20 protein-coding genes and 2 tRNA genes are annotated in these 20,057 nt (G+C 37.1%); all 22 read right to left on the bottom strand.

What is annotated here, in order from left to right; all coding sequences use genetic code 11:
• Positions 1-345 precede the first annotated feature (345 nt).
• Positions 346-1,845, bottom strand: coding sequence for a lysine--tRNA ligase (lysS, locus tag RTP99_RS26845; protein ID WP_000369678.1), 1,500 nt, complete (start codon positions 1,843-1,845; stop codon positions 346-348).
• 159 nt (positions 1,846-2,004) lie between these two features.
• Complete coding sequence (gene dusB, locus RTP99_RS26840; protein ID WP_000912258.1) at positions 2,005-3,003, bottom strand: tRNA dihydrouridine synthase DusB; 999 nt, start codon at positions 3,001-3,003, stop codon at positions 2,005-2,007.
• Positions 3,004-3,026: 23 nt separating this feature from the next.
• Complete coding sequence (locus RTP99_RS26835) at positions 3,027-3,230, bottom strand: helix-turn-helix domain-containing protein (protein WP_000387027.1); 204 nt, start codon at positions 3,228-3,230, stop codon at positions 3,027-3,029.
• Positions 3,182-3,697 carry a 2-amino-4-hydroxy-6-hydroxymethyldihydropteridine diphosphokinase gene (folK, locus tag RTP99_RS26830; RefSeq protein WP_001059445.1) on the bottom strand — a complete coding sequence of 172 codons (516 nt, stop codon included), beginning with the start codon at positions 3,695-3,697 and terminating at the stop codon, positions 3,182-3,184. Before folK ends, RTP99_RS26835 begins: the two co-directional genes overlap by 49 nt.
• Complete coding sequence (gene folB, locus RTP99_RS26825) at positions 3,694-4,056, bottom strand: dihydroneopterin aldolase (protein ID WP_000358061.1); 363 nt, start codon at positions 4,054-4,056, stop codon at positions 3,694-3,696. Before folB ends, folK begins: the two co-directional genes overlap by 4 nt.
• Positions 4,057-4,917 carry a dihydropteroate synthase gene (folP, locus tag RTP99_RS26820; protein ID WP_016716243.1) on the bottom strand — a complete coding sequence of 287 codons (861 nt, stop codon included), beginning with the start codon at positions 4,915-4,917 and terminating at the stop codon, positions 4,057-4,059.
• Positions 4,892-5,764 carry an aminodeoxychorismate lyase gene (gene pabC / locus RTP99_RS26815; protein WP_000909880.1) on the bottom strand — a complete coding sequence of 291 codons (873 nt, stop codon included), beginning with the start codon at positions 5,762-5,764 and terminating at the stop codon, positions 4,892-4,894. The genes folP and pabC overlap by 26 nt, the downstream gene beginning before the upstream one ends.
• Positions 5,758-6,345, bottom strand: a complete 588-nt coding sequence (pabA, locus tag RTP99_RS26810; protein ID WP_000602301.1) for an aminodeoxychorismate/anthranilate synthase component II — start codon at positions 6,343-6,345, stop codon at positions 5,758-5,760. The genes pabC and pabA overlap by 7 nt, the downstream gene beginning before the upstream one ends.
• 5 nt (positions 6,346-6,350) lie before the next feature.
• A complete protein-coding gene (gene pabB / locus RTP99_RS26805; RefSeq protein WP_001189697.1) occupies positions 6,351-7,748 on the bottom strand; it encodes an aminodeoxychorismate synthase component I in 1,398 nt (465 codons plus the stop codon).
• Positions 7,749-7,967: 219 nt separating this feature from the next.
• Entirely contained in the window at positions 7,968-8,891 is a 924-nt protein-coding gene (gene cysK, locus RTP99_RS26800; RefSeq protein WP_001261701.1) for a cysteine synthase A, read from the bottom strand.
• Positions 8,892-8,995: 104 nt separating this feature from the next.
• Complete coding sequence (gene hslO / locus RTP99_RS26795; RefSeq protein WP_000656366.1) at positions 8,996-9,871, bottom strand: redox-regulated molecular chaperone HslO; 876 nt, start codon at positions 9,869-9,871, stop codon at positions 8,996-8,998.
• 6 nt (positions 9,872-9,877) lie between these two features.
• Positions 9,878-10,666: a type III pantothenate kinase gene (locus RTP99_RS26790; RefSeq protein ID WP_000578367.1), complete on the bottom strand. Its 789-nt coding sequence runs from the start codon at positions 10,664-10,666 to the stop codon at positions 9,878-9,880.
• A gap of 225 nt (positions 10,667-10,891) precedes the next feature.
• Positions 10,892-12,793 (bottom strand): ATP-dependent zinc metalloprotease FtsH, encoded by a 1,902-nt coding sequence (gene ftsH / locus RTP99_RS26785; RefSeq protein ID WP_001079658.1) that lies wholly within the window; start codon positions 12,791-12,793, stop codon positions 10,892-10,894.
• Between the two features lie 85 nt (positions 12,794-12,878).
• The gene (hpt, locus tag RTP99_RS26780) at positions 12,879-13,421 is read right to left on the bottom strand and encodes a hypoxanthine phosphoribosyltransferase (protein ID WP_000981838.1); all 543 of its coding nucleotides are present in this window, start codon (positions 13,419-13,421) and stop codon (positions 12,879-12,881) included.
• Positions 13,418-14,848, bottom strand: coding sequence for a tRNA lysidine(34) synthetase TilS (gene tilS, locus RTP99_RS26775; protein WP_000655454.1), 1,431 nt, complete (start codon positions 14,846-14,848; stop codon positions 13,418-13,420). Before tilS ends, hpt begins: the two co-directional genes overlap by 4 nt.
• Before the next feature lie 225 nt (positions 14,849-15,073).
• On the bottom strand, positions 15,074-17,545 hold the full coding sequence (gene spoIIE / locus RTP99_RS26770) for a stage II sporulation protein E (RefSeq protein ID WP_001123528.1): 2,472 nt from the start codon (positions 17,543-17,545) through the stop codon (positions 15,074-15,076).
• Between the two features lie 259 nt (positions 17,546-17,804).
• Positions 17,805-17,876, bottom strand: a tRNA-Glu gene (locus RTP99_RS26765).
• Between the two features lie 13 nt (positions 17,877-17,889).
• Positions 17,890-17,963, bottom strand: a tRNA-Met gene (locus tag RTP99_RS26760).
• A gap of 160 nt (positions 17,964-18,123) precedes the next feature.
• Complete coding sequence (locus RTP99_RS26755) at positions 18,124-18,606, bottom strand: S1 domain-containing RNA-binding protein (RefSeq protein WP_000021452.1); 483 nt, start codon at positions 18,604-18,606, stop codon at positions 18,124-18,126.
• 87 nt (positions 18,607-18,693) lie between these two features.
• Entirely contained in the window at positions 18,694-19,053 is a 360-nt protein-coding gene (gene divIC, locus RTP99_RS26750; protein ID WP_001208736.1) for a cell division protein DivIC, read from the bottom strand.
• On the bottom strand, positions 19,050-19,703 hold the full coding sequence (yabQ, locus tag RTP99_RS26745; protein WP_000059762.1) for a spore cortex biosynthesis protein YabQ: 654 nt from the start codon (positions 19,701-19,703) through the stop codon (positions 19,050-19,052). The genes divIC and yabQ overlap by 4 nt, the downstream gene beginning before the upstream one ends.
• On the bottom strand, positions 19,700-20,008 hold the full coding sequence (yabP, locus tag RTP99_RS26740; RefSeq protein ID WP_001059101.1) for a sporulation protein YabP: 309 nt from the start codon (positions 20,006-20,008) through the stop codon (positions 19,700-19,702). Before yabP ends, yabQ begins: the two co-directional genes overlap by 4 nt.
• Positions 20,009-20,057 lie beyond the last annotated feature (49 nt).

Raw genomic sequence — 20,057 nt, 5'->3', positions numbered from 1 at the left:
ATAAAAATTGACGTTTCACGTTGTTTGTTTCGTTCAGTTTTCAAAGAACTACTTCGTCGCTCAGAAGCGACTTTATTAATATAACATTTCGTTATATTTTCGTCAACAACTTTTTTCAATAAGTTGTTTTTCGTTTGTTTTGCTTGTTACCTTTCGTGGCAACGAATATAAATATACCAGTTTGATTATTAAAATGCAATAGTTTTTCTAATAAAATTTTTAACTTAGTAAAAAAGTATAAAAACAGCACTTTTCTTCTATATAAATATAATTTCTCCCAACATCGACATCTAATGCCCCACGTTCATACTCAAATAAAAAAAGCTTTGGAGAAATCTCCAAAGCTTAGTCTTGTTTATGACGCATAGCAGGGAATAATAGTACGTCACGAATAGATGGTGCATTCGTTAATAACATAACAAGACGATCAATACCAATTCCTAGTCCACCTGTAGGAGGCATACCATACTCAAGAGCTTCAATATAATCATCATCCATCATGTGAGCTTCATCATTACCTTGTTCGCGTTCTTTTAATTGTGCTTCAAAACGTTCTTTCTGATCAATTGGATCATTTAATTCAGTGAATGCATTTGCATGTTCACGTGCAACAATAAATAATTCGAAACGATCTGTGAATCGTGGATCTTCGTCATTCTTTTTCGCAAGTGGCGAAATTTCTACCGGATGACCGTAAATAAATGTTGGTTGGATTAATTTATCTTCTACTTTTTGTTCGAAGAATTCATTAATAATATGACCAACTTCCATTGTATCCTTAATTTCTACATTATGTTCTTTTGCAAGTTCACGCGCTTCTTCTACACTCATCGGATTCCAGAAATCTGCTCCAGAATGTTCTTTAATTGCATCTACCATATGAAGACGTGTCCATTCTGGTTCTAGATTAATTTCATAGTCACCATACTGGATTGTTGTTGTACCTAGTACTTGCTTCGCGATATGAGCAACCATATTTTCTGTTAGTTTCATAATATCTTTATAATCAGCATACGCTTCATATAATTCAATCATCGTAAACTCGGGATTATGACGAGTTGATACACCCTCGTTACGGAATACACGGCCGATTTCATAAACTTTTTCTAATCCACCCACAATAAGGCGTTTTAAATGAAGTTCAATTGCGATACGCATATATAATTCCATATCTAACGCATTATGGTGCGTGATGAAAGGACGCGCAGAAGCTCCACCTGCAATTGCGTGCATCATAGGTGTTTCCACTTCAAGATAACCATTGTCATCTAAGTATCTTCTCATTTCACGAATGATTTTACTGCGAGTAACAAATGTTTCACGGCTTTCCATACTTGTAATTAAGTCTAAGTAACGTTGACGGTAGCGTTGTTCAACATCTTTTAGTCCATGATATTTATCCGGTAATGGACGAAGAGATTTCGTTAATAGCGTAAAGCCCGTTGCTTTCACCGAAAGTTCTCCAACGTTCGTTTTGAAAACTTTACCTTCAATACCTACTAAGTCACCTAAATCTGCTGTTTTAAATAATTCGTACTCTTCATCTCCAACAGCATCTTTACGAACGTAAATTTGAACTTGTCCATGTAAATCTTGAATATGTGCAAATCCAGCTTTTCCTTTACCGCGTTTTGTCATAATACGACCAGCGATAGAAACAGAGATTTCTTTCTCCTCTAATTCTTCTTTAGAGAACTCTCCATATAGGCTTAATAATTCATTTGTTGCATTTGTACGTTCAAAACGTTTACCGAACGGATCGATCCCTTGCTCACGTAAGTTATGTAGCTTTTCACGACGAACAAGCAATTGGTCGTTTAATTCTTCGTGGTTCATGTTATCCATGGTATTGATATCACTCCAGCTCTATTAATTTTTACAATATATACAGTATAGCATTTTCTACTCAACTAGAAAAACTGCCAGCAACTAACTGGCAGTTCTTCTTTCTTTCACGTAATTATAGGAAGTGTATAGAAGAATGTCAATCTTCCCTTCCTATTATTAACCAACGTGAATTGTTTGTTGTTTCGCTTCTACTTCTTCTACAAATGTACCTAATACATTCGCTAAGTCTTCACGCGTATTACAAGCATTGATACCATTACGTACAGTTGCATTACCACGAATGCCCTTTAAATACCAAGCTGCGTGCTTTCTCATCTCTCTTACAGCGACATTTTCATTCTTTAAATCGATCAGACGATCTAGATGCAACATACATACGTCAATTTTCTCACGTACTGTCGGTTCTGGCATTAATTCACCCGTCTCTAAATACTTTACCGTACGATAAATCATCCATGGATCTCCAAGGGCAGCGCGGCCAATCATAACACCATCTACACCGATTTCATCAAGCATACGCTTTGCATCTTGCGGCGTTGCGACATCACCATTTCCGATAACCGGGATATTTACAGCTTGCTTTACTTGTTTAATAATATCCCAATCCGCTTTTCCTTCATACATTTGTACTCGTGTGCGCCCATGAACCGCTACCGCTTGTCCACCAGCACGCTCAACAGCCTTCGCATTCTCGATTGCGAAAATATGATCCTCATCCCAACCAATACGCATTTTAACTGTAACTGGTTTTTCTACAGCATCTACAACTGCCGCTACCATTTCATATATTTTATTTGGGTCTAAAAGCCACTTTGCTCCTGCATCACACTTAACGATTTTCGGTACTGGGCACCCCATATTAATATCAATGATGTCTGCTGTCGTATATTGATCTACGTATTTCGCAGCATCTACAAGAGTTTCTTTCTCACCACCAAAAATTTGTAAACTTAATGGCTTTTCTCTCTCATCAATATATAACATATCTAATGTTCTTTTATTGTTCAGTAGTATCGCCTTATCACTTACCATTTCAGCACAAACTAGGCCTGCACCGAATTCTTTTACTGTCAAACGGAATGCAGAGTTACACACTCCCGCCATCGGTGCTAATACAACCGGATTTTTCATCTCAATATTTGCGATTTTTAACACTCGATTTACTCCTTCCTTCATGGTCACTTTGGCATTAGCTCATCTATCGAGACCTTTAATGCTTTAGCAACTTCCACTACAAAGTCTTGGGAAGGCGATCGATTCCCTCGCTCAACTTCACCTAAAACAGATACAGATACCCCTAATTCTTTTGCAAAACCTTCTTGCGTATAACCTTTTAGTTTTCGAAAAGCACGAATGCGTCTTCCCCATTTTTCTGCTTCCATACCGTTACTCCCTCTCGCCTTTTCATTTCTTCTACTTGTGAACGTGAAATGTTTTGTTTTATATCTTGATTAATCTCTAACAACGGAACGATAACAAAAGCTCTTTCGAACATCCGCGGATGCGGAACAATAAGATTCTCTGCTTCAATATTTTCTTGATTATATAGTAAAATGTCAAGGTCGATAGTCCTAGGTCCCCACCTAATTTCCCTTTTTCTTCCTAGATCATTTTCTACTTTTTGCGTTACTTTCAATAATTCTTGCGGTGATAAATTGGTAGAAATTTTTATAACTAAATTCAAAAAGCAACTTTGGTCAGTATAGCCAACCGGTTCCGTCTCATATACAGACGAAACATCCTCAACTTTGATATAAGGATTTTTATTCAGAAACTGAATCGCTTCAGTTAAATACGTATAACGTTCTCCAATATTTGAACCTAATGCAATGTAAGCTATATTATTCATGGACGTTCTCTCGTAATTTCTACCGCTACAGCACGATAATGTCCCGGTATCGGCGGATCTGGTTTAATTACCTTTATCGTACATCTTGAAATACTCTCATATTGTTTCAATATATCTGTAGCAATATTTTCAGCAATGCTCTCTACAAGCTTATATGTTCTAACTTCTACAACTTTCCTACATAACTCGAAAAGCTCTCCATAATTAACAGACTGCTCTAAGTCATCACTTTCTCCTGCTTGTTTCAAATCCAATTCCACCGTTAAGTCCACTTTAAATCTCTGGCCCAATTTATTTTCCTCTGGGAATACACCATGATAACCGTAAAACTCCATATCATGAATATAAATTTTATCCAATTACTTTACCCCCTTACCAATCATCGCATCCATCATCTTAGCCATACGCGCCATTTCCTTCACATCATGAACACGAACAAACTCACAACCCTTTTCAATACCAAGACAAACGGTAGCTCCCGTCCCCTCAAGACGTTCTTCTACCGGTAAATCTAGCACATGCCCAATAAAGGACTTTCTCGAAGTACCTAAGAGAACTGGATAACCTAGTACGTTTAACTGTTCTAAATTACGCATCGCTTCTAAATTTTGTTCAGGCGTTTTAGCAAAACCAATACCTGGGTCTAAAATGATATTCTCATCTCGCACACCAGCATCTTTAGCAATTTTAATACTGTCATATAAGTCAGCAATCATATCAGCCATTAAATTACGATAATTCATATTATCGCGATTATGCATTAAGATAATAGGTACATCGTAATGAGCTGCAACTTCAGCGATTTTTGGTTCCGCCTTCGCTCCCCAAATATCATTAATAATATGAGCACCAGCTTCAATTGCTTGTTTTGCAACTTCAGCTTTATACGTGTCGATAGAAATAGGCAATTTCACCTCTTTTGAAACAGCCTGAATCATTGGAACAACTCGTTTTATTTCTTCTTCCACCGATACTTTAGCAAAGCCCGGACGAGTAGATTCGCCACCAATATCAATAATATGAGCACCTTCTTCTCGCATTTCTTTCGCATGGCGCACTGCAGCATCTACCTCGTTGTAACTCCCACCATCAGAAAACGAATCTGGTGTTACATTTAAAATCCCCATAATTAACGTTTTTTCATTTAAGTTCAATGTATATTCGCCGCAGCGCAAATCATAATCCCACTTCAAACTACACATCTCCTCTTCGTAATTCATTTCTGCTCCACAATTTCTCTCTCTGCATTTCATAAAGATTCATAAATCTTTTTGTAACCACACCTACTTTACCCGGGAAATCTCGCCCCTCTATACAATTAAGCGGAACAATTTCTTGAATCGAGTTTGTTACGAAGACTTCATCGGCTGAAAGTAATTCATCTTTTGTAAAGAGACCTTCCTTTACTTCTATACCCATCTTTTCAGCAACCTTTATAATAAACGCACGAGTGATACCATTTAAAATCCCCGTTTTTAAAGAAGGTGTATATAAAATATCACCTTTTACAAAAAAGAGATTCGAAACAATGCCCTCTGCAACATAACCTGTTTCAGTAAGGAAAATACCTTCCTTATTCACAACATTGCCTATTTCGCGTTTCCCCAAAATGTTATTTAAATAATGGTGAGACTTCAAGCGAGATGCACCCTCTGGTGTATTTCTCACTTGATTTAAGACAACCCCTTCTTTTTCCACTACATCTCCCGGGGCCGCTAAAGGTTTTATAAAAACAATAATAGACGGCTCTTCATACATTTCTGTTTGCAATCCAATTTCATCTATACCCGCCGATACATTAAAACGGACATACGCATGCTCTAATTTGTTCTTAACGAGTAAATTCTTCAAAATAAGCATTACTTCATCTTTCGTCATCGACCATTTAATTTGCAACGTATCCAGCGCATCTATTAAACGGTCATAATGATCATCCAATAAGAAAGGATGACCATTATAAATACGAAACGTCTCGAAAACTCCAAGTCCATATAAATAACCGTGGTCATACGGCGAAATTCTCGCTTCACTCGCTTCTACATACTGACCATTTACGTAAATTAACATGATGTCACACTTGGACTATATTTACGAATGAAATTCTGCAACAACTCTTTTCCGTGAGAAGTCATAATAGATTCCGGATGGAACTGTACACCTTCAATCGGTAATGTTGTATGACGGAGCGCCATAATTTCCCCTTCTTCCGTCCAAGATGTTACCTCTAAGCACTCCGGTAATGTCTCTTTCTTAACAATAAGGGAATGATAGCGCGTCGCAGTAAATGGATTAGGGATATCCGAAAAAATCGTCTTCTCATCATGATGCATAAGCGATGTTTTCCCATGCATTAATCGCTCTGCACGGACAACCTCTCCACCAAACACTTGCGCAATAGATTGATGCCCTAGACAAACCCCAAAAATCGGAATCTTTCCAGCGAAGTATCGAATAACCTCCATACTAATCCCTGCCTCATTCGGACTACATGGACCTGGCGAAATCATTAAAAAGTCTGGTTTCATATTCTCAATATCTGAAATAGTCACTTCATCGTTACGTTTAACAACAAGCTCTTGTCCAAGTTCTCCAAGAAACTGCACTAAATTAAATGTAAAAGAATCATAATTATCAATCATTAATATCATTTCTCTCACCTAACCGTTTCTTCGCTACGTTCTTTTGCACGCCATAAAGCAATCGCCTTTTTTAACGACTCTTTATATTCATTTTCCGGATTTGAATCAATTACAATTCCCGCTCCCGCTTGTACATGTGCTTTTCCATCTTTAGCAAGAAGTGTCCTAATCACAATATTCAATTCTGTATCTCCAGAATAACCAATCCAACCAATTGAACCTGTATAAATCCCTCGGCGAACAGGTTCTAGTTCTTCAATAATTTCCATCGTACGTATTTTCGGGGCACCAGTAATTGTCCCCCCAGGGAATACAGCCTTCACTAAATCAAAAGCATCTTTATCTTCTTCCACCTCACCACGCACATTAGAAACAATATGCATAACGTGTGAGTATTTCTCAATTACCATAAATTCATCTACTTCTACAGTGCCATATTTACAAACACGCCCTAAATCATTTCGCTCTAAATCTACAAGCATGACATGCTCTGCTCGTTCCTTTTCATTCTCAATTAATTCTCTTGCCAACTCTTCATCCTCTTGCTCATTCGCCCCTCTAGATCTCGTTCCAGCAATTGGTCTTGTACTTACTTCAGCTCCTTGTTTCTTAATTAGCAACTCCGGCGATCCACTAACAATTTGAAAATCCCCAAGCTCCAAGTAACCCATATATGGAGATGGATTAATTTCGCGAAGACTTGTATAAATTTCTAGTGGATGTGTTTGTAACGTTCTTTCTTGTCTTGTTGACAAGTTCACTTGGAACACATCACCAGCACCAATATATTCTTGAATACATTCAACTGCCTTCATAAAACCTTCTTCAGTAAAAGCAACTGCTTCACTTTTCTTTTCAGGGCACGCAAACGGCATAGTCACTTCTGGCGCTTCTGTCGTCCAAAGAACCTTCCATTCATTTAATCGTTCTTTTGCCTCTTCATGCTTATCTGCATAATGTGTAATAATCCATAATACTTTTTCTTCTTGATCATACACAAACACATCATCAAATAATAAAAAGAATATGTCAGGTATATTAATATCATCCTCGGCAAGAGAAGGAAGTTTTTCAATATAACGGATGCAATCATAACTAAAGTAGCCAATTGCACCACCTTGAAAAGGCGGGTATTCCGGATTATAATCCGTTTTCCATCGCTCCATATATTCCTGCATTAAATCTAATGGGTTTCCTTGCTTTATTGTTTCCTTACCACTTTCACTTATATGTAATGTTTTACCCTTCCCTCGGATTACCGCTACCGGGTTTAACCCCACAATGTTATAACGACCGCCACGCCCACTCTCTAACAAAATATGTTGCGGTTTATCCTTAGAAAGAAATTTATATTGCTTAAAGAAATCTAACTGATATGGAATAGAAAGCGCTAAAGATTTTCTTCGTTGCATATCAACACCCCGTCTTCTTTTATCCCACCCTCTTATATTAACCACTTCAAACTACATTCGTTATGTATATAGAAGAGTTATACTCGAAGGCTAGTGAAAATAAATTAATTATACTACCTCTTATTTTACATGAAGTTTTCTAGTCATTCACTCTTTTCCTATTTCCAATCCAAAAAGAAAAAGCATCCTTTTTCAAGGATGCTTTTTCAATCACATATATTAAGACTCAAATTGATAAAGTGGTGTACTTAAATAACGTTCACCGTTACTTGGGATAATAACAAGTACCTTTTTCCCTTTGCCTAACTTTTTCGCAATTTCTGTTGCTGCATAAATAACTGCTCCAGAAGAGATACCAACTAGAATACCTTCCTCTTTCGCCACTCTTCTTGCATATTCAAACGCTTGCTCCGTTTTCACTTGAACAATTTCATCATATACTTCTACATCCAATGTCTCTGGGATAAATCCAGCCCCAATTCCTTGGATTTTATGTGGACCTGGTTTCCCACCAGATAATACTGGTGAATCCGCAGGTTCTACTGCATAAATTTTAATATCTTTATACGCTTCCTTCAGCACTTCACCAGCACCAGTAATCGTTCCACCCGTACCAATACCTGCAATAAACGCATCTAATTGGTCGCCCATTTGTTCAACAATTTCTGGACCTGTTGTTAAACGGTGAATTTCTGGATTCGATTGATTTTTGAACTGTTGTGGTATGAAGTAACCATTCTCTTTTGCTAATTCAGTCGCTTTACGAATTGCTCCACCCATTCCTTCAGGACCTGGAGTCAATACTAATTCCGCACCGTAAGCACGTAATAAATTACGACGTTCAATACTCATTGTTTCTGGCATTACTAAAATTGCCTTATATCCTTTAGCAGCTGCTACCATCGCTAAACCAATTCCTGTGTTACCACTTGTCGGTTCAATGATTGTATCGCCTTCTTTTAATAATCCTTTTTTCTCAGCATCTTCAATCATAGCTAATGCGATACGATCTTTAACACTGCTCCCTGGATTCATAAATTCTAATTTTAAGTATATATCTGCGCTGTCTGATTCTACGATGCGGTTCAACTTAACGATCGGCGTTTTCCCGATTAATTCTGAAACTGATTGTGCCACTCGCATTCCTGTCACTCCTAACACCGAGTATTTTTATTGGTTTTATCTATATTTAGATTTTGTCAGAAAATTCCCTGTTTGTCAATGTATTTAGAGGGGGAATTGCCTTATTACAAATTCTCAATTAAATTTGTAATGTCTTCTTTAGAGAACTTGTATCGCTCATTACAGAAATGACAATGAACTTCTGTTTCTTCTTCTTCTTCACGAACTTGCTCTAACTCCGTTTTACCTAAACTAATTAACACACTCTCGATACGTTCGCGAGAGCATGTGCAATTAAATTGAACATCCATCGTTTCTAATACTTTTACCTTATCTTCTCCAAGGACTGCATACAGTAACTCTTCTGGAGAAAGCCCTTGTTCGATCAATGTTGATACAGGAGGAATCTTCTGTAAACGCTCTTCAATGAATGAAATTGTTTCTTCCTGTGCACCTGGCATAATTTGAAGAATAAATCCACCCGCTGCTAATATGCTATCATCTCCATTTACAAGGACACCAACACCTACAGAAGAAGGGGTCTGCTCAGAAACTGCAAAATAATACGTGAAGTCTTCTCCTAATTCTCCTGAAACAATTGGAGATTGACCAATAAACGGCTCACGCATACCAATATCTTTAATTACCGTTACAAATCCTTCAGTACCTACCGCCTGATATACACGTAATTTCCCTTGTTCTGTTCCTTCAAAGTCAACATGTGGATTCGTTACATAACCACGCACATCCCCATTTGCATGAGCATCTACTAAGATCGGACCAATCGGGCCATTACCTTCTACCTTAATCGTTAGCTTTTGGTCACCTTTTAACATTGCACCCATCATTGTACCTGCAGTTAAAGAACGACCAAGTGCTGCTGAAGCTGTTCTCCATGTATCATGACGTCTTTGCGCCTCACTTACCGTATTTGTAGTACGTACACTATACGCACGCACTTCACCATCAAACGCTAACGCTTTTACTAAATAATCTTTCATATTTATTTATTCACCTTTCTCATGCTGTAAATTTGCATTACGCTCATATAACATATACAAACCTTTTAATGTTAAGAATGGATCTACAACATCAATTACATTCGATTCTTCTGAAATTAATTTCGCTAATCCACCTGTTGCAATAACTTTTGGTTCTTGTTTAGCTTCCTCTTTCATGCGCTTAACAATACCTTCCACTTGTCCAACATAACCATAAAGAATACCAGATTGCATCGCACTTACCGTATTCTTCCCAACAACACTGCTTGGTTTTGTAATTTCAATACGAGGAAGTTTTGCCGCTCTACTATATAAAGCCTCTGCTGAAATCATAATTCCCGGTGTAATAACGCCACCCATATAATGCTTTTCTTCGTTAATATAACAATATGTAGTAGCCGTACCAAAATCGACAATAATAAGCGGACTTCCATATAAGTGAATTCCTGCTACTGCATTTACGATTCGATCCGCACCTACTTCACGTGGATTTTCATATTTAATATTTAGCCCCGTTTTTATTCCAGGGCCTACTACAAGCGGCTTAATTTTAAAATACTTTTCACACATGCGCTCTAAAGCAAACATAATTGGTGGTACGACTGAAGACACGATAATACCTTTCACATCTTCAAACGAAAGACCCTCATGCTCAAGCAACTGTTTTACAAGCATTCCATATTCATCTTCTGTCTTATGACGATCTGTTTCCATGCGCCAATGTTGACGAAGTTCCCCCTCTTCAAACACGCCCAGTACAGCATTTGTGTTCCCTACATCCAATACAAAAATCATATTCTCACCACTTATCTTATTTAATCTATATTTGTGCAGTATGTATAAAACTTATAAAAACATCATATCACACATACTTATATAATCAGCTTTTCTGTCCTCATCATTTTACAAAAAGATTACTCCCTATTTCAATTTTTAATACCAGATTTATTTAAATTCTTTTTCTACTTCATTTCGTTACACAAATAAAAAAAGGAGTGACCACCGTCACTCCTTCATTTCTTACTTATCTTCTGATTCTTCATCATCCTTCTTCATGTTGATGTTTACTTTCACATCAGCTGAAGATGTTGGACGTTCTGGCAATCTGCCATAATCACATAAATGATTGATTTGCTCAGCATCTAACGTTTCTACTTCAAGTAACGTTTTTGCAATAAGATCTAACTTATCACGATTTTCAGTAAGAATGTCTTTTGCACGAGCATAACATTCTTTCATAATCGTTTGCATTTCCACATCGATGTCGTGTGCAATTGCATCACTGTAGTTTTGTTCTGAATGGAAGTCTCTTCCTAAGAACACTTGACCACCTTGTGAGCTACCAAATTGCATTGGTCCAAGCTTATCACTCATACCAAATTCCGTTACCATACGTCTTGCAATGCCAGTCGCACGTTGGAAGTCGTTGTGAGCACCTGTACTCACTTCACCAAATACAATCTCCTCGGCTACTCGACCACCAAGTAAACCAGTAATTTTATCAAGTAACTCTGGCTTTGTCATGAAGTAACGATCTTCTTTCGGAAGCATTACTGCATATCCACCAGCTTGACCACGAGGGACAATTGTTACTTTATGAACGACATCTGCTTCATCAAGAACAACACCAATTACAGTATGGCCTGCTTCATGGAAAGCAACGATATTACGTTCTTTTTCAGAGATAACACGACTTTTCTTAGCCGGACCTGCAATAACACGATCCGTTGCTTCATCAATGTCACTCATATCAATTTTCTTCTTATCTTGACGCGCAGCTACTAACGCAGCTTCGTTTAATAAGTTTTCAAGATCGGCACCAGAGAATCCCGGTGTACGAGTTGCAATTGCTCTTAAGTTGATATTCTCATCAAGCGGTTTATTACGAGCATGTACTTTCAGTACAGCTTCACGGCCATTTACATCTGGACGATCTACTGTAATTTGACGGTCAAAACGACCTGGACGTAATAATGCTGGGTCAAGAATATCAGGACGGTTTGTCGCAGCGATGATAATAATACCTTCGTTTGCACCAAAGCCATCCATTTCAACAAGTAATTGGTTCAACGTTTGCTCGCGCTCATCATGGCCACCACCAAGACCCGCACCACGTTGACGTCCTACTGCATCAATTTCATCAATGAAAATGATACAAGGAGCATTTTTCTTTGCATTTTCGAATAAATCACGTACACGTGATGCACCGACACCGACGAACATCTCTACGAAGTCAGAACCACTGATAGAGAAGAACGGAACGCCTGCCTCACCTGCAACAGCACGTGCTAATAAAGTTTTACCTGTACCTGGAGGTCCAACTAATAGAACACCCTTCGGAATACGGGCACCAACTTCAGCGAACTTACGAGGATCTTTCAAGAATTCAACTACCTCAACAAGCTCTTGTTTCTCTTCATCCGCCCCAGCAACATCTCTGAAACGAACCTTTTTCTTTTCGTCATTATATAACTTCGCCTTACTTTTCCCGAAGTTCATAACACGGCTACCGCCGCCCTGAGCTTGGTTTAACAAGAAGAAGAATAAAATGAAGATAATAACAAACGGAATGATAGAAGTAAAGAATGTTACCCAAGCACTTGTTTCTTCTGCTGGTTGATACTTAACTTCAGCACCTTGCGCTTTGTCATTAATTTTCTTTTGTAATTCCTCAGTATTTGGTGCGTAAGTAACAAATTGTTCTCCTTGGCTAGAGTTGTTAAATTGTCCTTTTACCTCAAACACACCATTTTTCGGTTGAAGTTGCACATTACGAACTTCACCTTTTTCTAGTTTAGTAATGAATTTATCGTAGCTAACTGATGTCGTTTTTTGTGTCGAACCATTAAAATAGCTCACGATTCCAATTACTACTAGGAATATCAGTAAATAAAAGATGGTATTACGGAAGATACGATTCATTCCTAACCTCCTCTCACGGCATAAACACTATAGTAAATCGTAACATAGAAAAACTTTCCTATACAATTGTGACGCCTGTATTTAATTAATTTGAGTAAACGCTTGGTTTTAATACTCCTACATAAGGAAGATTACGGTACTGCTCTTTATAATCTAATCCATACCCTACAACAAATTCATGCGGTACAGTAAATCCAACATAATCCGCTTTCAAATCTACCTTACGGCCTGTTGGTTTATCTAATAACGTAACAATTTTTACAGACTTCGCTTTACGATATTTAAATAGGTCTACTAAGTAGCTTAGCGTAAGACCACTATCAATAATATCTTCAACGATTAAAATATCGCGACCTTCTACAGAAGTATCAAGGTCTTTTAAAATTTTCACTTCGCCTGTTGAAACAGTTGAGTGACCGTAACTAGATACAGCCATAAAATCCATTTCAAGATATGTATCTGTTCTCTTTAATAAATCTGCCATGAATGGCATTGCACCCTTTAGTACACCAATCGCAAGAGGTACTGTATTTTTATAATCCTCTGCAATAATTGCGCCTAATTCGAGCACCTTTTCTTGTATTTGCTCTTCAGAAATTAATACTTTTTCGATATCTTGATTCATCATTTCATTATCCTCCCGGAAGACTCCTTGCTTTTGTAGTGAATAATCATATATTTATCCTTCTTTGCTGTCTCTTTCGAGATAGCAAATGCAGATCGCTTCAACAAGGGTAACCAAATAACATTCCCTCTTGCATCACAAACGACCGGCCATTCTTCTCTTTTTTCTCTTGGTACTTTCGCTTCGATAAAAATAGCTTTTATCTTTTTGGTGCCATTCATACCTTGTATTGACATGCGATCTCCATTTTCTCTAGAACGAATACGAAGTGGATATGATATATCATTATACTTAGCAACAAAAACTGTTTCATTCATGTTACTTGGTATATCTTCGCTCACCTCTGTTACAAGCTTATCCCCGTTCGATAGCGTAATTGTCCCGGGCACTGATAAATCTTGTAAAAAAGGGGAAACAATTTCTTGTTTAAATCCAAAGCTGCACTCCTCGTATGCGCGAACAATTTTTAAATCACCTGGGAAATCAAGTGAACCCGAAGGTTGTGTCCGCTTAAAAAACTCAATCACTTTGTCAATATGTATAGAGGAAAGAGAAGATGGAATCTTATATTCATAAAGATAGTTTAATATTAGTTGAATCCCTCTTCTTTGTAAAGGCATAGACATGGATTCAAAGGCAGGAATTGATAAGCTAATTTGTTTATCACTTTTTTTTGTAATTACTTTATTCATTTTCTCAAAAGCTAATTCCTGCAAATACGCCTCATCCTCTTGCATCTGCATGCTAAATTTTTGGAATTTCTCATGCACTTGTGGATTTTCTTCTTTCAAATGAGGAAGAACATATTTACGTAATCGATTCCTTGTATATACTTCCTTTTTATTACTTGGATCTATACGAGGAATTATTTTTAACTTATGACAGTAATCAACAATCTCTTCCTTCGTTACTCCAAGTAACGGCCTAATTAAATACCCATTATGAAAAGGACGCTTCACTGCAATGCCTGCATATCCTTTCGGAGTACTCCCTCGTACAAGGCGCATTAAAATTGTCTCTACTTGATCATCACCATGATGTCCAAGAGCTACATACCTCGCATCATATTTCTTCATTATTCTTTCCAAAAATGCATATCTGCATTCTCTAGCAGCAACTTGTGCATTCATCCCGTATTGCTGTTGATATTGCGACACATTAATCCTTATCGTTTCGCAAATAACTCCTAGCTCTTTACAAAGGTCTTGCACAAACTGTAGGTCCTCATGAGATTCATCACCTCGAAACATATGATCCACATGCGCCACTACAATCTCAAACTGTTTTGCTGCTCTTTTTTCTAACAAATAATATAGAAGAGCCACAGAGTCAGGACCACCAGAAACACCTACAACAATTGTTGAGCGTTCCTTTAATACATCATGCTGCTTTACAAAGTCATCTACCTTTTCAACAAATGTATCTTTCAACTTCGTAATCACCTTTCATTAAACAAGAACAGCAACGTTAGTTACCTTGTTTATAATGGTACAACTTTTACAAACATTGTGCAAAAAAAAGATATACAAAAATTACATTTTTATCTTACATCATTCGTACATATTCACAAAAATAATAATATTATCTTTTAAAGCAAAAAAACCTAGGCATCCACCTAGGTTTTTAGAAAGAAACATCATATTTCAAGTTTCACTTTATTGCGCTTGCATTCCTACAATTGGAATGGTAGCCCACTTCGGCATATTTTTCTTCACTTTCGCTACTACAATAGTCATATCATCATTTATATAACCATCGCCAGATCGAATCACCTCTTCCATAATGATATCAGCAATTTCTTGCGGGTCTTCAGTTTGTAATTCTTTAATTTTCCGCTTCATCCATAATTCATGATTCTCCACATGCTGCGCGCCCTCAAAAATCCCATCACTCATCATAATAAGAATATCACCTGTTTTTAATTGCTCACCCACTACATCAACTTCAACATCCTCAATAATTCCCATTGGTAAATTACTTGCTTCAATTTTCAAAATATTATTTGCGCGTTTAACAAAACTCGGCGTCGATCCAATCTTTAAAAACTTCGCACTCGCATCCCGCAAATCTACCATAGCTAAGTCTAATGTCGTAAACATCTCTTCTGTTGTTCTTAAAGAAAGAATAGAGTTAATAGATTTAATCGCTATCTCCTCATCAATGCCTGACTGAAGTATTTTTTGTAATAATTTCACTGTTTCTTTACTCTCCATATGAGCTCTTTGCCCATTTCCCATGCCATCACTAATTGCAAGGGCATATTTCCCAACACTTAAATCCATCATTGCATAAGAATCACCCGAAACAAACCCACCGCCTTTCGCGGCTGTGGCCAAGCCGGTATCAAGGGAATACGTTTTTGCTGAACCAAATGATATTAAACTGTGGCCGTTCGGATAAGAAGATTTTTCTTCATGTTTCACAACTATGTTTTCCTTCAGGATATCAGAAAGCATTGGTGCAACTAATTTTTCACACTCTCCATGTTCATTAGATGCAACTGGAATCAACATTTCAATATCAATACTTCCTCTATCTAAACAATAAATATCAACATGCTCTATTTCTACACCAAAATCACGAAATGCTTGCAGAATCTGCTCTTCCTGTACTTGATGATTTTCTCTTTCCCTTTGTATCTCCTTGGCAAAATCCTCCATAACTTTTGATACACCTAACAATTGCTCTGCTACTATTCTACGATTTTCTTTCATTTGTTTTCGTAATTTTTGTCCCTCATAGAAGTGATCTAATTCACCTGCTACTAAATCCGTCACTTTCTTTCCTCTCACACAATGCTTGTCCCATTCACGAACTAACTTCCGATTATGCTGCAGAGTTCCTTCTTCTGTTTCGCTCATTATTTGTTTCATATAATCATACGTTTTATCGAAATTAACTACCCAGCATTGGTCCTTTTTAAAACATGTTTGACATGTTTTTGCAGTAATTGTACTTAAAAACAAATCTGCCTCCGTCTCTTTATCTTCCTCCTCCACATATCCATATACAGAAAAGCTATTAGATAAAGCAGCAAATACATTGGCAAATTGATTGATTTTATTCGCTGTAACATCACGCATCCTTCTTAAATACTGTTGTTGATCTTGCGAATGCTCCTGTGTACCTGGCATAAATTTAGCAATACGATCCATAACAAGTTTCGGTGTTAATAAAAAGAAAGCAATCGCCACACCAGATTCAATTAAAGTTGTCACAATGTTTGTTTGCTTGTCTACATATAGCGTAATCAAGCTTGTCCCAATTAATAAACCTAAACTAACACCTAAGCGTTTCCCTTCTTTTAACAAACCACCAAGCAATCCAGAAAAAGCAAGCAGACTAAGTTGGGACAAACTAGAGACATTTGCTAAGCTTAATATTAACCCAGTGACGACCCCTACTGTAGATCCTGTAGCCGCTCCTGCGATAAACGCAAACACAAGCACTAAATACCTAGTAAAAATATGTTGAATAGAAGCGTCATATATGAACCAATCTGTTGTACCAGTTAAAACAGATGCTAGTAATATAATTAAACAAACAATTTCTTCTGTCTCTAACGCTTGTTGTTTCCCTTTTCTTTCTACTAAAAGCGGGACACTTTGTAAAAATATCATAGTTAATACGAAGCTAAGCCCTGCCTCAATCGTACTAACGAGTAAATCGTACATGGTAACAGTTTGTTGTGCAAAATATACGACAACTAAATGTGCAGTTAATGCGGAGATAAATACTTGGAATGGTACAAGTCCAACAGTTTTACGTGTAAACCGACTAAAGAAGATATTATAAATGAAGAAAGTAAAAATAGATGCAAAGGTAAAGAATAAATTATCTATCGAAACTGAAAGTGCGCCCCCCATTAGAGCCAAGAACGCGAGCGGCATTTTATCCCGCTTCATAACATAAACAGCAGCAAAAAACGGCAGTGCAAACGGTAAAATGTTTGTTAATATATATGCTCGTCCCAAAAGAAAACCAATAACAACAATAATAAATCCCCATCTAAAGAAAACTTGCTCAAACTTCATTCGCAACTTACTCGTCCACTTTACTCCTCCAAGCTGACCTTCATTCATTGCCAATGCACTTGTATTCATAGTATTCCTTCCTGCTTTAGGCATATTTTTAACACCACCTGCATAGTTTAATTACTGTCATTATAAAAGATGATTATTGGGATTTTTGTCAAAACAACAGTTTTCACTTTTATAATCGTTCGACTTTTTATTCGAAATAACTCTACATATATACACAGTATGTATTTTATTTTTAATATTTTAATCGAACATTCAGAAAATATAGGGTGATTTTGTAGAAGTGTTGTATGTCTTAATTTATTTAACAAAAAAAGATCATGCGCATTTGCATGATCTTTTTAGATGACCCGTACGGGATTCGAACCCGTGTTACCGCCGTGAAAGGGCGGTGTCTTAACCACTTGACCAACGGGCCGTTAAATTAAATATAGCGGCGGAGGGGATCGAACCCCCGACCTCACGGGTATGAACCGTACGCTCTAGCCAGCTGAGCTACACCGCCATGTCGTCTTATTTAACGGACAATTAGTATCTTACCTCAGATATAATTTAAAGTCAACACATCTTGAAAACTTTTTTTAAAATATATTTTCACATATAAAAAAGCACCCTGAGCAATCGCCCTGGGCACCTCTCTATATTCTAAGAATTAAACGTTCTTATTATCCGCGACGTGCGCCACGGCCACCACGTTTAGATTCAGTGTTACGCTTTAAAGAAGTTAAACGATCTTCACTGTCCTTTAAGAAACGTGCCATCTTTTGCTCGAATGTTTCTTTTGGAGCGCGGTCGTTACCGCCACCACGGTTATCTCTGTTGAAAGAACGATTACGTTGTGGACGTCCAGAACGTTGTTGATCACCACCGCGTTGGTATTCACCACGTGGACGATCTCCTTCTGTTTTTTCACGCTCTTTCGCTTTTTTAATAGATAGACCGATCTTACCATCTTTTTCAACGTTAATAACTTTTACTTCTACTTGGTCGCCCACTTTTAAGTGATCGTTAATATCTTTCACATAATTATCAGCAACTTCACTAATATGAACAAGACCCGTTAAGCCTTCTGGCAGCTCCACAAAAGCCCCAAAATTTGTAATACCTGTTACTTTACCCTGTAACTTGCTGCCTACCTCGATTGACATAAAAAAAATGCTCCTCCTTAGTGGTTAAAAAGTCAAATTTTACTTTATTATATATAATCCTAAAATATAGTGTCAATAAGACATACTCTACTTAGAAACAGGAAAAATTATCTCCCCTTTTCCAGAGAAGAAATAATCCCTTCTAGCAATCTTTAATACGTACTCTTCATCATTTAACTTTTGAACTTCGTCTTTTAGACTCTTTTCTTTGTTCGTTAATGAATCCAGTTCTTTTTTCATGTCCTTAACTTTTGCTTCTTTTGCTTTAATGGAACTGTTTTGTTGATAAAACGTTACACTAATACTCGCAATAATTGTAAAAGCAAAGACAAGAAAAACCGCTAAACGGCGATAAAGTCGCTTCCTGTTCTCATCCGTTTGTATTATATGCTCTTTAACAGGATTTGGACTCTGTTTTTCGATTGTTCTTTGTCTCAGTTCCCTCATTTCCGAGGTCCCCCTAACTTCTTTTTTATACGCTCCCATAATTGGAAGATATGTCCCTTCAATTTTGCTATATATTGCAGGAACCCTACATGCTTCATTATAAAAAGTTTAACACGATTAGGGAGAAGTTTCCATATGAGCGAAGCAATAAATCGAACAGGCCAGAAAAAAACTTTCCATATGAAAAGTAATATCCAAATCACCATTTTCCATAACACATGTCCAATTGAAAGCAGTATACGAAATAAGAATAATATAAATGCAATAAATAGCTGCGCTATAATAATAACAGGTTTTATCATGAGTAGCTGTATAATTTGAACAAAAAAGTGTGTTGTTTGCACAAAAATATAGATGAGAAAATTTAACAGTCTCATGTATATTGCTTTCAACATGCTTTGATATGCCGCAAAACCACATAATAATGCTAAAAATACATATATACGTAGTTCAGCTTCATTTACAAGAAGCAATACGTAAAAAACGAATAATGCTTGGACAATCCAAAATAGTATATCATGTATAAATACAATCCAACGCTTACGTTCTTGACGTTTTAAAAATCGTTGGTATGTATCTAAAGACGCTCCAATCCAAGCACCCATTCCGATCATTGAGAGCATCGTATACAACTGAATTGTTAGACTCATTTAAACAACTTACTAAAGAAGCCTTTAGTTTTCTCCCCTTGATTCTCATCAATATACAGCATCTCATGAACTTTCCCTTTAATCGATACAACACCTTTTTCTACATCTAAATTTTTCATTTGCAAATTTTGACCACGAATTGTTAAAAAGCCCATTACAGTCTCAAGTAAAAACTCTTCGCTATCAAAACTCTCTACCTGCTTTACACCGGTAATATCAATTACACGTCTGCCACGCATAATAATATCATGCTCTACAGAAACATTTTGTTGATTAGAAGACATAGGTGAGTAACCATTATTCACGTAAATCCCCCCATACATTTATACTAGCTAATAGTAATGTATGAAGGGA

This window comes from Bacillus sp. (in: firmicutes) (genome assembly GCF_031983925.1).
Classification (GTDB): Bacteria; Bacillota; Bacilli; order Bacillales; family Bacillaceae_G; genus Bacillus_A; species Bacillus_A pacificus.
Note: the sequence above shows the minus strand (reverse complement) of the source record. Positions and strands in the feature narration are given on the sequence as shown.